Annotated in this window: 13 protein-coding genes; 3 read left to right on the forward strand and 10 right to left on the reverse strand. The window is 72.5% G+C overall.

Annotated features, from left to right (window positions below):
• Positions 1-14: 14 nt before the first annotated feature.
• The 7 genes from GVV04_RS05320 to GVV04_RS05350 all read right to left on the reverse strand — a co-directional run bounded on the left by GVV04_RS05320 (position 15) and on the right by GVV04_RS05350 (position 8,572).
• On the reverse strand, positions 15-1,757 hold the full coding sequence (locus GVV04_RS05320; RefSeq protein ID WP_161685078.1) for a substrate-binding domain-containing protein: 1,743 nt from the start codon (positions 1,755-1,757) through the stop codon (positions 15-17).
• Between the two features lie 186 nt (positions 1,758-1,943).
• Positions 1,944-2,981 (reverse strand): lactonase family protein, encoded by a 1,038-nt coding sequence (locus GVV04_RS05325; protein ID WP_161685080.1) that lies wholly within the window; start codon positions 2,979-2,981, stop codon positions 1,944-1,946.
• Positions 2,982-3,106: 125 nt separating this feature from the next.
• Positions 3,107-3,709 (reverse strand): GTP-binding protein, encoded by a 603-nt coding sequence (locus GVV04_RS05330; protein WP_161685082.1) that lies wholly within the window; start codon positions 3,707-3,709, stop codon positions 3,107-3,109.
• Positions 3,690-4,076 carry a DUF742 domain-containing protein gene (locus GVV04_RS05335; protein ID WP_161685084.1) on the reverse strand — a complete coding sequence of 129 codons (387 nt, stop codon included), beginning with the start codon at positions 4,074-4,076 and terminating at the stop codon, positions 3,690-3,692. The genes GVV04_RS05330 and GVV04_RS05335 overlap by 20 nt, the downstream gene beginning before the upstream one ends.
• Positions 4,066-4,488 (reverse strand): roadblock/LC7 domain-containing protein, encoded by a 423-nt coding sequence (locus tag GVV04_RS05340; RefSeq protein WP_161685086.1) that lies wholly within the window; start codon positions 4,486-4,488, stop codon positions 4,066-4,068. Before GVV04_RS05340 ends, GVV04_RS05335 begins: the two co-directional genes overlap by 11 nt.
• Positions 4,488-6,842, reverse strand: coding sequence for a sensor histidine kinase (locus GVV04_RS05345; protein WP_161685088.1), 2,355 nt, complete (start codon positions 6,840-6,842; stop codon positions 4,488-4,490). Before GVV04_RS05345 ends, GVV04_RS05340 begins: the two co-directional genes overlap by 1 nt.
• Positions 6,843-7,081: 239 nt before the next feature.
• The gene (locus GVV04_RS05350; RefSeq protein WP_161685089.1) at positions 7,082-8,572 is read right to left on the reverse strand and encodes a catalase; all 1,491 of its coding nucleotides are present in this window, start codon (positions 8,570-8,572) and stop codon (positions 7,082-7,084) included.
• Positions 8,573-8,825: 253 nt separating this feature from the next.
• On the opposite strand from GVV04_RS05350, the gene GVV04_RS05355 reads away from it, so the two are divergent.
• Positions 8,826-9,485, forward strand: a complete 660-nt coding sequence (locus GVV04_RS05355) for a hypothetical protein (RefSeq protein WP_161685091.1) — start codon at positions 8,826-8,828, stop codon at positions 9,483-9,485.
• A gap of 11 nt (positions 9,486-9,496) precedes the next feature.
• Positions 9,497-10,576, forward strand: coding sequence for a hypothetical protein (locus GVV04_RS05360; RefSeq protein WP_161685093.1), 1,080 nt, complete (start codon positions 9,497-9,499; stop codon positions 10,574-10,576).
• Between the two features lie 121 nt (positions 10,577-10,697).
• On the opposite strand, the gene GVV04_RS05365 is transcribed toward GVV04_RS05360, so the two are convergent.
• Entirely contained in the window at positions 10,698-11,072 is a 375-nt protein-coding gene (locus tag GVV04_RS05365) for a winged helix-turn-helix transcriptional regulator (protein ID WP_235965719.1), read from the reverse strand.
• A 162-nt stretch (positions 11,073-11,234) separates the two neighbouring features.
• On the opposite strand from GVV04_RS05365, the gene GVV04_RS05370 reads away from it, so the two are divergent.
• Complete coding sequence (locus GVV04_RS05370; protein ID WP_201752969.1) at positions 11,235-12,167, forward strand: quinone oxidoreductase family protein; 933 nt, start codon at positions 11,235-11,237, stop codon at positions 12,165-12,167.
• Positions 12,168-12,578: 411 nt separating this feature from the next.
• On the opposite strand, the gene GVV04_RS05375 is transcribed toward GVV04_RS05370, so the two are convergent.
• Positions 12,579-12,755, reverse strand: a complete 177-nt coding sequence (locus GVV04_RS05375; protein ID WP_161686684.1) for a DUF397 domain-containing protein — start codon at positions 12,753-12,755, stop codon at positions 12,579-12,581.
• Between the two features lie 184 nt (positions 12,756-12,939).
• Positions 12,940-13,332, reverse strand: coding sequence for a hypothetical protein (locus GVV04_RS05380; protein ID WP_161685097.1), 393 nt, complete (start codon positions 13,330-13,332; stop codon positions 12,940-12,942).
• Positions 13,333-13,401 lie beyond the last annotated feature (69 nt).

The following is a 13,401-nucleotide window of genomic DNA, read 5'->3' on the forward strand; positions in this document are numbered from 1 at the left end:
TACTTATTGGTGGCTCAGCGTGGAGCGTTCGGGCGGAGCGCGATCGCCTTCAGGAAGATGTCACCGATCCTGGTCGGGTCCTTGGTGACGAAGTTCCCCCCACCGGTGACCTCGGTGATCGACTCCAGCTCGGCCTTGCTGACGTCGGCGCCGATGCCGATGATGACGACCTGGACCGGCCGCTCGGGGTCGGCGATCCGCTTCAGCTCGGAGAGCAGCTTCTGCTGGGGGATGCCGTCGGCGTCCTCGTTCTTGCCGTCGGTGAACAGCACCACCGAGTTGACCCGGCCCGGTTCCCAGTCGTTCTGGACCTCCTGGTACGCGGCCAGCAACGTGTCGTACAGGCCGGTGTCGCCGTTCGAGGGCCGGATCGTGGCCAGCCCCTGCTCCAGCCGGGAGCGGTTGCCCGACAGCGGGTTGATCGGCACCAGCTCGCGGTAGTCCCGGGCGCCCACCAGCTTCGTGGAGAAGGTCCACAGCCCGATCGACCACGAGTCGTCGAACAGGTTCAGGCCCCGGCTGGCCGCCGCCACCGTGACCTGCGCCCGGGTGGCGTTGTTGGCGCCCGGCACCGGCTGCTTCATCGAACCGGAGACGTCGATCACGCACAGCATCCGGCCGGACTGCGTGGCGATCGACCAGCTGGAGACCACGCGCTCTATCGCCGTCGGGTCCAGGAAACCGGAACCGTTGCCCCCCGGCGCGGGCGTCGCGCCCGCGCCGCCGGCCGGGCTCGGCGCGCCCTGCGGCGCCTTGAATCCCTCGCCCCAGCCACCGTCCGGCGCGCGCAGCGACCGCTCGGCCAGCCGGTCGCGGAATTCGGGCGCGGTGAGCACCTTGAACAGGGCCCGGGCGGCGGACTGCTTCGCCGGATCGACACCGGGCAGCACCGCGTACGGGTAGTCCAGCGGCACCGGCGACGGTTCGAGGTAGAGCGCCGCCAGCGGGATCGGCGGCTTCCCCTTGTTGTACGCCATCACGTCCTCCTCCGACAGCGCCGCGGCGCCGAGGCCGCTGGCGAGCACCGTCGGGTCGGAGGAGCGCGGGAACCGGGCGAGCAGGTCCTCGCGCAACGCGGACCGGCCGGTGGCCAGGGCCCGCAGCGTGCCGGTGGTCGCCTCCTGCGCGTCGCCGCCGGAGGCGCTGGCCGCCGCGGTCAGCGACAGCAGCCCGGACAGGCCGGCCGCGTCCTGGGTCGGCTCCACGATCCCGGTACGCAGCGGCTTGCTGCTGCTCACCTGCCGCAGCAGGTCGGACCAGGTCAGCTTCCTCTCCGGCCAGCCGAGCCGGGAGGAGGCCACCGGCTCGGGCACCGCCACCACGACCGGGCTGCGGGCGATGGAACCGCCGTTGCTCGGGGCGAACGCGGTGGCCCCGGCGCTCTTCAGCCGCAGCAGCCAGGTCGAGGAGTCCGGCACCCACACGTCCGGGGTGACCACGGCGCCGCCGGGCTGGCCCACACCGGGAAGCTGCACGCCGTGCTTGCTGGCCACGGCCGCGGCGACGTCCACGGAGTCGGCGGCCGAGACGTCGACCGTGATGCAGGTGCCACCGGCCGCCGCGCCGTCGGCCACCCACTCGGCGGCGGCGGCCCGCACCGCGGGCGCGAGCTCGGGGGACGCCGCGACGGTGAGCTGGACCTGCCCCGAGCATGCCGGCTGCGCCAGTTGGCGGTACCCGAACCAGGCGCCCGCGACGACGAGGACCAGCGCGGTCGCCGAGGCGACGGCACCTGCTCCACGGAGACTTGAACGCATGCGATGGCGGCCTGACACGGTGACCATCTTGCGTAACCGCTGCGGGCACTGCCACGTCCGTTCGGACGAAAGTTACTCAGCAGACACAGCTCCCGACATTTCGCGACCCTGAGTCACCAGCCCGCTTCCCGGCGTTGCCGAACCGCTCCTGAGCAGGGCCGGAGTGGAATGCCGGAAGCCGCCCGGTCAGACCAGGACGCAGGTCGGGCTGGGCACCGGGACGGGCTCGCCGACCGGCGTCGGCACCCCCGTCGCCGGGTCCACCTGGAACACCCGGACCATGTCGGCGCGCTCGTCCGCGACGTAGAGGTGCCAGCCGGCCAGCACGATGTGCCGGGGCCACTCCCCGCCGGTCTCCACCTCGGCGACCAGCTCGGGCAGCTCCCCCGCCAGGGCGAAGACCGACACCGTGCCGGGGCCCCGGTTGCCGACGTAGAGGAAGCGGCCGTCCGCGCCGACCATGATCTCGGAGGGCTGGACATGGCCGGCGCGGGTGCTGGCGTCCACCCGGCCGCGCTGGTGCAGCGCCCCGTCCGGGGTCAGCTCGTACGCGGTCACCGTGCCGTCCAGCTCCCCCGCCAGCCAGCAGCGCCGGCCGTCCGGGTGCCTGGCCAGGTGCCGGGGGCCCGAGCCGGCCGCCGTGTGCACCCGAGGGGCCCGGGGCAGCAGTCGGCCGGAGGCGGCGTCGAGGTCGTACCGGTAGACGGAGTCGGTGCCGAGGTCGACGGCGAGCAGCGGCCCCGCGTCCGGCGCGGGGGACACCATGTGGCAGTGCGCCCTCTCCTGGCGCTGCGGGTCCGGCCCGTGCCCGGAGTGCACCACCAGGTCGCTGCGCTCGCCGGGGACGCCCTGCGGGTCGAGTGGGAGGACGGCGACGCTGCCCCCGCCGTAGTTGGCGACGACCAGGTGCCCGCCGTCCGGGGTGACGGCCAGGTGACAGGGCTCCGCGCCGCCGGTGCCCTGCACGCCCAGCGGGGTCAGGTCGCCGTCCGGGCCGGCCCGGAACGCGCTGACCTCCCCCTCGGCCAGCTCGTTCACGGCGTAGAGCACCGGCAGGACGGGGTGCCGGGCGAGGAAGGACGGCGACGGGGTGACCGCGACGGTGCCGAGCGGGGTCAGCGCTCCGGTTCCCGGGTCCCGGCGGGCGGCGGCGATCCCGTCGCCCCGGCCGCCGCTGGCCGCCGTGTAGCCACCGAGGTGGACGATCGTCTGCTGCCCGGTCACCCGATCCGCCTTCCGCCGCTGCCTGTGTCGATCCCACCAGTTCTTTCCCCGCCATCCGCGAGTCAGCCCTGATTTCCGCGAATCGGCCCGATCGCCCTCCGGCCGCGAGCCGCGCCGGGGCCGGGTCAGGCCACCGGCACCGGCTCGCCGCGCTGCCGGGCGACGTGCTCGACCAGCGAGATCAGCACCTCCTTGCCGGACTGCCGGTCCCGGGCGTCGCAGAACACCAGCGGCACCCCCGGGTCCAGGTCCAGGGCCTGCCGTACGGAGTCCAGGCTGAACCGGCGGCCGTCGTCGAAGCAGTTCACCCCGACCACGAACGGGATGTCCCGCTGCTCGAAGTAGTCGATCGACGGGAAGCAGTCGGCCAGCCGGCGGGTGTCGGCGAGCACCACCGCGCCGAGGGCCCCGAAGGCCAGCTCGTCCCAGAGGAACCAGAACCGGTCCTGCCCGGGCGTGCCGAAGAGGTAGACCTGGAGGTCCTCGTTGATGGTGATCCGGCCGAAGTCCATCGCCACCGTGGTGGTCGACTTCCCCTCCACCCCGGAGGTGTCGTCGACGCCGATTCCGGCCCCGGTGAGGACCTCCTCGGTCTGCAACGGCCGGACCTCGCTCAACGCGCTCACCAGCGTCGTCTTGCCGGCGCCGAAGCCGCCGGCGATCAAGATCTTCAGGGCCAGCGGGATCCGCACCCTTGTTCCGTCACGGTCATAGCGCACGGAGTCCACTGACCACCGCCTTGAGGATGTTGTCGTCGGGTAGGAAAGTGGTGCCGGCCGGCGCGTGCACGGAGACCAGGCCACGGGTGAGCAGGTCGCCGACCAGCACCCGGACCACGCCGACCGCGAGGTCCAGCTCGGCGGCGAGCTCGGCGACCGGCACCGGCCGGCGGGCCAGCTCGACCAGGCGCCGGTGCTCCGGGTGCAGTCGCGGGTGGGCGGCGGGGTCGACGATCCGGGCGGCGAGCACGAAGGCCACCAGGTCGAGACCGATCGGTGGCCGGACCCGGCCACCGGTCAGGGTGTACGGGCGGACCACCGGCCCGGCGTCGGCGTCCAGCCACTCGTGCTGCGGCCCGGGAGACTCAGCCCGCATCGGCAGCACCCGACCCGACCCGGGCCGGCGCGGTGAGGTACTCGCCCACCCGGATGACCAGCATCGCCATCTCGTACGCCACCAGGCCGATGTCCGCGTCGGCCTCGGCGACCACCGCCAGGCACGCGCCCTGGCCGGCGGCGGTGACGAAGAGATATGCCGACTCCATCTCCACCACGGTCTGCCGGACGCCCCCGGCGTCGAGGTGCCGGCTGGCGCCCTTGGCCAGGCTGGAGAAGCCGGAGGCCAGGGCGCAGAGATGCTCGGCGTCGCTGCGGTCGGAGTCGGCCGAGGCACCGAGCAGCAGCCCGTCCGCCGACAGCACCACCGCCTGGCGGGCGGCCGGTACCCGGTCCACCAGGTCGTCGAGCAACCAGTCGAGATCGACGTTCGGCTTCGTCGTGTGCACCACTAGGCATCCCTCTCAGTTGCGGTCGGGGGTTGCGGAAGCGCCGCCGGGGTGTCCGGATCCGGTGACCCGGCGGAGGCGGAGGCGGAGGAGACGGTGGTGGGGGTGCCGGGGGGCGGGACGGGACCGCCGGTGGCGCCGTCCCGGCGACCCCGGGCGGTGCCGGCCTGGAGGGCGGACATCAGCCGGCGGGCCTCCTCCGGGGCGCGCGGGGCCGGCGCGTCCAGGGCGGCCGGCCGGGGGCGGGCGGCGGGGCCCCGCCGGCGCACCCGACGGGGCAGGCCGTCGCCCTCATTGGACGGGTCGACCGGCACGGCGCGGCTGGGGACCAGGGGCACCACGGCGCTCTGCGAGCCGGCCCGCTCCCGGGTGATCCGGGCCGGACGCGTCCGGGGCAGGGTGCTGAGCCGGGTCACCTTGGCCATCCGCCGGTCGTCGACCGAGCCGTCCGGCGCGACGGCCGACGGCCCCGGCGGCTCGGTGGTGACCAGGTCCGGCGGGACCAGCACCACGGCGGTGACCCCACCCTGGGCCGCCCGGCGAAGCCGCACCCGGACCCCGTGCCGGGCGGCGAGCCGGGCCACCACGAACAACCCGAGCCGGGCGCTGTCGGCCGGGTCGAACTCCGGCGACGTCGCCAGCCGCCGGTTGGCCTCCTCCATCGCCGGGGCGGACATGCCCAGCCCCTGGTCGGTGATCTCCAGCGCGTACCCGTTGGGCAGGCTCTGCCCGCGCACCGCCACGCGCGTGCCCGGCGGGGAGAACGCGGTGGCGTTCTCCAGCAGCTCGGCGAGCAGGTGGGTGACGTCGCCGACCGCGCGGCCCACCGTGGCGGCGGGCTGCATGTCGGCGACGTCGACCCGGTCGTACGACTCGACCTCGGAGATGGCGCCCCGGACCAGGTCGACCATCGCGACCGGGTTGCGCCAGCCCCGGCCCGGCGCGGCACCGGCCAGGATGACCAGGTCCTCGGCGTGCCGGCGGAGCCGGGTGGCCAGGTGGTCCACCCGGAACAGCTCGGCCAGCTCGTCCGGGTCCTCGACGCGGCGTTCCATCCGGTCCAGCAGGGCGAGCTGCCGGTGCACCAGACCCTGGCTGCGCCGGGCGATGTTGAGGAAGACCTCGTTGAGCCCCCGGCGCAGGCTGACCTCGTCGACGGCGGCTCGCACGGCCGTGCGGCCCACCTCGTTGAAGGCGTGGCCGACCTGGCCGATCTCGTCGCGGCCGTACTCCAGCGTGGGCGCCTCCCGGGCCACGTCCACGTCCTCGCCGCGGCGCAGCCGGGCCACCACGTCCGGCAGCCGGTGTTCGGCCATCTCCAGCGCGGCGGTCTGCACCCCGGAGAGCCGCTGCGCCAGCGACCGGCCCACCCGCAGGGACACCAGCACCGACACCACCACGGCGACGAGCCCGAGCACGCCGGCGGCCCCGAGGCGGGCGAGGATGCCGATCGCCACCGGGACCGTCCGCTCGGCCAATCCGTCGGCCTGGGTCAGCTCGAAGTCGCGCAGGCTCCGCTGGACGGCGTCCTGGCTGGTCTGCCAGGCCCGGACGTCCACGGCGGGCGCCCGGACGGGGTCGGCCCGGATCAGGGCGTCCTGGAGTGCCCGCAGCCGGGCGAAGGCGTCGCTCTCGGCCAGCCGCTGGTACGCGGCCCGGTCGTCGGCCGGCAGGTCGGCCACCGCGGACTCGATCAGGAAACGCTGGTTGCCGATGGTCTGCACGAGCTGGGCGTGCTCGCCCTCGGCGAAGCGCCCGCTGACCAGCACCCCGGCGAGCAGCGCGTCGGCCTGCCCGAGCAGCTCCCGGGAGCGGCCGAGCGCGGTCAGCGCCAGGGCCTGCCGGTTCAGGTCGTCGTCGGGCAGCGTGGCCAGCGCCGAGAACGCCTGGAACGCCGCGCCGACCATGCCGCTGTAGAGCCCGATCGCGCCGGTGCGGTCGACCTCCCGGCGGTCGATGAAGCCCCGGCCGGTGGGCAGCCCGTCCAGCGCGCCGAGCAGCCGGTCGACGCGGGCGTCGAGCAGGTCGTCGGCGGCGTCGCGCAGGCGTTCGCCGGAGACCCGGCCGCGCAGCTCGGCGACCGCGACGTCGGTGCGCCGCCGCTGTTCGGCCAGCGCCGGCAGCGCGGCATCGCCGGCGAGCTGCACCACGCTGAGCCGGCGCTCCCGTTGCAGCTCGGCGACGACCGTCTCGCCCGGCCGGCCGAGGTCGGACAGGAGGGTGCTGGCGGAGAGCAGGTCCCGGGCCGGGCCGAAGGTGAGGGTGGTCGCGAAGATCCAGAGCACCAGCAGCGCACTCACCGGCGCGACGACCAGCGCCGTCAGCTTCGAGCGGATCGGCCAGTCGCGGGTGTTCATCAGACCTCGCCCGGAAGGTGTGGCAGCGGGTGGCGCCGACGCCGACGCGGGCTTCGCCCGCCGCGACACCGAGGCACCGGCACGGCGCCTTGGGCAGGATACGTAATCACCGGCCGTTGCGGTACCGGTCCTCTTGCCCCGCGCGCTCACCCCGGCACCCTCCGCTGTGGACGGTCACGGGCGAGCGCCCCGCCCGATGCCGGGCGGGGCGCTCGTCGATGCCGGTCAGGCCTGGTGGATCAGGCGTCGGCGGAGATGCCGAGGCCCTCGGCGACCCGGCGGCCGTACTGCTCGTCGCACTGGTCGAAGTGCCACACCATCTTCTCCTGGATGTGCTTGTCGCACTGGCCCAGCAGCGTGATCATGTTCTTCACCAGGTCGTCACGCTCCCACTCGGGCATGGTGCGGAACCGCTCGCCGGCCTGTGCGTAGTTGTTCTGCCGCTCGATCGGGGCCCGCATGAGCTGGCCGGAGACGAACGGGCGGTACTCCCGGTACGACTCGCCGGCCTCCTGCAGGCCGGCGACGGAGGACGGCTCGAAGTTGATGTGCGGATTGCCGCCCCGGTTGTCCACCCCGTACGACATCTGGCCGCCGTCCTGGTTGGTGCTGACCTGGACGTCCTCGCGCGGCGCGTTGACCGGGAGCTGGAGGTAGTTCGGGCCGACCCGGTAGCGCTGGGTGTCCGAGTAGGAGAACGTCCGGCCGACCAGCATCTTGTCGTCGGAGAAGTCCAGGCCGTCGACCAGCACGCCGGTGCCGAAGGCGATCTGCTCGTTCTCGTTGTGGAAGTTGGTGACGTTGCGGTCGAGCGTCATCACCCCGACCGGGCGCAGCGGGAAGACGTCCTCCGGCCAGGTCTTGGTGTCGTCGAGCGGGTCGAAGTCCAGCTCCGGGTGCTCGTCGTCGCTCATGATCTGGACGTTGAGCTCCCACTGCGGGTGCTCGCCGCGCTCGATCGCCTCGTGGAGGTCCTTCGAGGCGTGGCCCAGCTCGGTGGCCTGGATCGCCGCCGCCTGCTCCTCGGTCAGCGACTCGACGCCCTGCCGCGACTTCCAGTGGTACTTGACCAGCACGCCCTCACCGGCGGCGTTGACCATCCGGTAGGTGTTCACCCCGAACCCGTCCTGGGTGCGGTAGTTGGCCGGGATGCCCCGAGGGCTGAACAGCCAGGTCAGCATGTGCATCGACTCGGGCGTGTTCGACATGAAGTCGAAGATCCGGTTCGGCTCCTGGCGGAAGGTCACCGGGTCCGGCTTCAGCGCGTGGATCACGTCCGGGAACTTGATCGCGTCCCGGATGAAGAAGATCGGCAGGTTGTTGCCGACCAGGTCCCAGTTGCCGTCCTCGGTGCGGAACTTCACCGCGAAGCCGCGCGGGTCGCGCGCCGCCTCGGAGGAGTCCCGGCCGCCGATGACGGTGGAGAAGCGGATGGAGACCGGGGTCTTCTTGCCCTTGGTCTGGAACAGCTTGGCCCGGGTGTAGGTGGACGCCGGTTCGTCGCCGATCGTCCCGTACGCCTCGAACTCGCCGTGCGCGACGAAGCCGCGGGCGTGTACCACCCGCTCCGGGATGCGCTCCCGGTCGAAGTGGCTGATCTTCTCCAGGAAGTGGTAGTTCTCCAGCGTCGCCGGGCCGCGCGAGCCGACCGTCCGCTGCTGCTGGTTGTTGTGTACGGGGTGGCCCTGACGGGTCGTGAGGGTCGGCTTGCTGGCCTGCGGGTCGCTCATCGCTCTCCTCCGGTTTGTCTCGGACCTGATCGGCACCCCCACCCTGGCTCGCTTTCTGGAATCAGTCAAGTTTTGGCCAGGGCCGGTCGTGTGGGCCGGGTCATCCCGCCGGCCGGAAATCGGACGCCGGAGCCCACCGCGCCCGGAACCGCCCCTGCCGCGCCCCGGCACCCGGGATCACTGAGGAAATTCCCCCGGATCGGGATTGGCGATCAGTGGCCAGCGGGAATACCGGAGGGACGAAGGAGGAGCCATGTCGCCCACGCAGGTAATCGTCATAGTTCTGGTCGTGCTGGTGGTCGTCGCGGCACTGGCCGTGGTGCTCCGGCAGGCCGCCCGCCGCCGCGCGCTACAGGCCCGGTTCGGGCCCGAGTACGACCGCACCGTCGCGGAGCGGGACAGCCGCTCGGCCGCCGAGCGGGAGCTGCGGGACCGGGAGCGCCGGCACGCCGAGCTGACCCTCACCCCGCTCACCCCCGAGTCCCGGGCCCGCTACGCCGCCGCGTGGGAGGAGCTTCAGGTCCGCTTCGTCGACTCCCCCGCCGAGACGGTGAGCGACGCGGACGAGCTGGTCGGCCGGCTCGTCGCCGAGCGCGGGTACCCGACCGGGGAGTTCTCCGACCAGGCCGCCCAGCTGTCGGTCGAGCACGCCCGGACGCTGTCGCACTACCGGGACGCGCACGAGATCCGGCTGCGCAACGAGCGCGGCGAGGCCGGCACCGAGGAGCTACGGCAGGCCGTCGTCCACTACCGGACGCTCTTCGCCGACCTGCTCGGCGAGGACCCGGTGGGCAGCCGGGCGCCGGAGCGGGGCCAGCCGGAACACGTGCCCGGCCACCAGCCGGACGCCACGCCCGAGCAGCGGGCCGACGCCACGCCCACCGACCGTCCGCACGACGCCACGAGCCGTTGAGGAGAGCCACGATGCGCCAGGAGCAGCAGGCCAACAGCGACCACCCGGAGGCCGTCCGGTCCGCACCGGTTCCGGTCCCGTCCCCGGGCAATCGGCCCGCCGACGCCGGCCACCACCGGGATCGCGACGCCGACGGCCGGGTCGACCTGCCCGAGGACGTACTGGACGACCGGGGCACCTTCGACGACCCGACCGCGGCCGGGGAGCGGACCGGTGACTACGACACGGAGCAGCGGGCCGACCGTCGCCGGGACGCCGACGACCTCGACGACACCCGCCCGTACGACATGCGGAACGCCGATTCCGACGACGCGCCCGAGTTCCACGAGCCGGCGCCCCTGCCGACCACGTTCGGGGCCGCCTCGGTGGGCGACGCGGTGGCGGCCTCGGCCATGGCCAGCGGCCGGCCGGCCGACGAGCGGGACCCGCGCGGCGAGGACACCGCCCAGCCCGGCGACGGAGCACCGGGACGCACCGACGCGTTCGACGCCGAGCGCGCCGACCCGACCGCCGGGGACCGGCTGCACGACCGGGACCGCTGGGCGGCGGCCGAGGCGGCCGACGGGCCCGATGACGCACGGCACCCGGCCGACCGGCACACGGACGACGCTGAGACCGACCGGCACACGGACGACGCCGAGGCCGCCCGCGCCGAACGCCTCGGGGCGGACCGCAGCCGCGAGGACGCGGTGGTCGCGGGCGCTGCCGGATACGGCCGGCCCGAGCCGGGCATGACCGACCCGGACGCCGCCGCCCCGGACACTGCCGACGCGGGCGCCCTCGGCGCGGCCACGGCCCGGCCGACAAGCGGCGCGGTGCACGAGGACGCCACCGACCTCTTCGAGCCGGACGCCGCCCAGGCCTTCCGGGACCGCTGGCGCGACGTCCAGCTCCGCTTCGTCGACGACCCGAAGGCCGCCGCCGGGCAGGCCGAATCGCTGGTGGAGGAGGCCATCCAGGCACTCGCCACCGCGCTCGCCGAGCAGAAGAGCAAGCTGGGCGACTGGCAGCAGACCGGCGACGACACCGAGCAGCTTCGGATCGCGGTACGCCGGTACCGCGACTTCCTGGACCGGGTGCTCGGCCGCTGACCGCCCTTTTCGACGCCACCCTTCCGCACGCCCCGGCCACCAACGGCCGGGGCGTGCGGCGTGTCCGGGGACCTCGGATTTCGCGCTTTCCTCGAACCTTTTGACGAGAGCGCGCCGCTGGTCAGGCGGATTGAGTTGGGTGGTCGTAGACGTCGCGGGCGGCCAGGAGGGTGGACATGTGCTCGTGTGCCCAGTGTCGGCAGGCTGCGACGAGGTCGAGCAGGGTGCGCCCCAGTGGTGTCAGTTCGTATTCCACTCGTGGCGGGACCTCGGCGTAGACGGTGCGGGTGATCATGCCGTCGCGTTCGAGTGCGCGCAGGGTCTGGGTGAGCACCTTGGGAGTGACGCGGTGGATGGGGACGCGAAGCTCGGAGAACCGGCGTGGGCCTTGTTCGAGGCAGACAATGATCATCGCTGACCATTTGTCGCCGATCCGGATAGGCATGACGCTGCTGGGGCACCCGGGGTGGAACATGTCGGGGTCGAGCGGATCCATCAGTACCCTCACGGTATTTAGATACCTTTGAAGTAACCAGTATCTCATGGATACCTTCGCAGTCGACGACCCGCGCTTCGGGCCGCTGGTTTCTTAGGATCGCTGAGAGCGAGGGCAGAGAGAATGCGTGCTGTTCGGTTCCATGAGTACGGTCCGCCTGACGTGTTACGTGTCGACGAGGTGCCCGATGCACGACCGGGTCCCGGGCAGATGCTGGTCCGGGTCACGGCCGCAGGAATCGGGTTTGCTGACGTGCAGATCAGGGCCGGCCTGATGCGCACAGCAATGCCGGATCTTCCGCTGCCGTTCACGCTGGGATTCGAGATCGCGGGCACGGTTGTCGCGGTCGGATCCGGGGTGGATGCCAAGGCGGTCGGCGGGCAGGTCGTCGGCGCGACGTCCGGCGGCGGCTACGCGGAGCTGGCGATCCTGCCAGCAGCGGCGGCGGTGCCGCTGCCCGAGGGACTCGACGACCGGACGGCCGTGGCGTTGCTGGGCCAGGGGGCGACCGCGGTCGGCGTGGCCGGGGCTGCGGGCCTCACGTCGACAGACACGGTCCTGGTCGAAGCAGCCGCCGGAGGCGTGGGCAGCCTTCTGGTGCAGTTGGCCAAACGCGCCGGCGCCACGGTGATCGCCGCTGCCCGAGGTGAGGCGAAACTCGCGGTGGCCAAGCAACTCGGCGCCGACATCGTGATCGACTACAGCGCACCCGACTGGCCCCACCTCGTCCGAGAGGCGGTGGGCGGCAGTGTTTCGGTGGTCCTGGAGAGCACCGGCGGCGCCGTCTCCGAGGCAGCCTTCGACCTGCTGACACCCACGATCGGCCGAATGGTGGTCTACGGAACGACCAGCGGGCAGCCGCCGCGATTCGACCCGCTCGCCGTCTACCACCGGGCCGTGTCGGTCACCGGCTTCGCATCCGTGGCCCTCCCCGCACAGCAACTGGCTCGGCTGCGCGACCACGCGTTCGCGCTGGCTGACTCTGGTGAACTACGGCCCATCATCGGCGCGGTCATGCCGCTGGCTCAAGCCACCGCAGCTCACCAGGCGTTCGAAGAACGGGCGACGGTCGGCAAGACCATCCTCACGCCCTGATCGCCCTGCACGACAGGGCGGGCCAGCGGCCCGCATGGAACAGGCCGTGAAGACCGTAATTATCACAAGCCCAGTCGGCGCCGCGTACGAATGGACGCGGCGCCGGCCTCTTTCCTGCCGGAAGTGTCCTTCCCGTTGCGTGCCCTGCCGCGATCGCTGACCGACCTTCGCCAGAGCCCCGCCACACCGCCGCCGGCCGGAACCCGGCCAACCCCGCCCCTCGACCCGCGTGACCCCTTCCCGCTGTTCCCGATGCCCGCACTTTCACGGAAAGTGTGGCTATAGCCCGCGTCACCACCACACTTTCCGTGAAAGTGCGCGCAGGGGAGGTGGGGTGGTAGTCCACAGATCCGGGTCGCCGCCGCAGGAATGTCCTTTCGGGCGGGCATCCGGGCGCGCTGTCGCTGGCGGTCAGCTCAGGGCGTCTTCCCGCATGCTCGTCACGAAGGTCCGCCAGGATGCGGGGGCGAAGACGAGAGCGGGCCCCCGCATGTCCTTGCTGTCGCGCACGCCGACCACGCCAGGCAGGTTGTCGGCCACCTCCACACAGGCACCCTCGTCGCCGCTGCGGCTGCTGGCCGCCCTAATGGGGGACGGCCACGATGATCATCGGACGGGATTCGGGGCCGTCGAGCGCCCGGGCCAGCCCGCCCAGGTGCCGACGGCGGTCGACCGCAACATCATGATGAAGCTCGACCTACCACCCAACGACGATCAGAACCGCCAGGTGGCGGCCATCCTGACCTACCTGCGTGGACAGGACGGCTGACGATCAGCCGACCGCCACCGGTTGGCCGTTGACCGTCACCTTGGTCCCCTCCGGAACCTGGATCGAATAGCCGCCCTCGCAGTACCCGATCCAGCTGGAGCCGCACGGGCTGCCGAGATCCAAGGTGTCAGCAATCAACGACCACGCGGGAGTCTGTGGGCTCTTCCCCATCGTTGACGTGTGGACTTCGACGGTCACCTCGCTGCCCTCATCGACGTCGCCGGTGTCAGCCGACACCGTCACGGGCATGTTGGCGTTGTCGTGGACCACGTTGAGTGTCGTGCCGGTGAACCCGAACGACTCCTGCTCAGAGTGCTCACTTGATGAACACCCCGACAGTGCGAGGCTCGCGACGAAAACCGTTCCGATCGCGCAGTGGCGAAGAGTCTTTCTCATACCCCCAATTCCAACGAAGACCGGTCACCGGCGACATACGTCGAACCTGCGTCTTCTTGGTAGGGCCAG

Origin of the sequence: Micromonospora rubida, from assembly GCF_009908295.1 — a bacterium.
Taxonomy (GTDB): Bacteria; Actinomycetota; Actinomycetes; order Mycobacteriales; family Micromonosporaceae; genus Micromonospora; species Micromonospora rubida.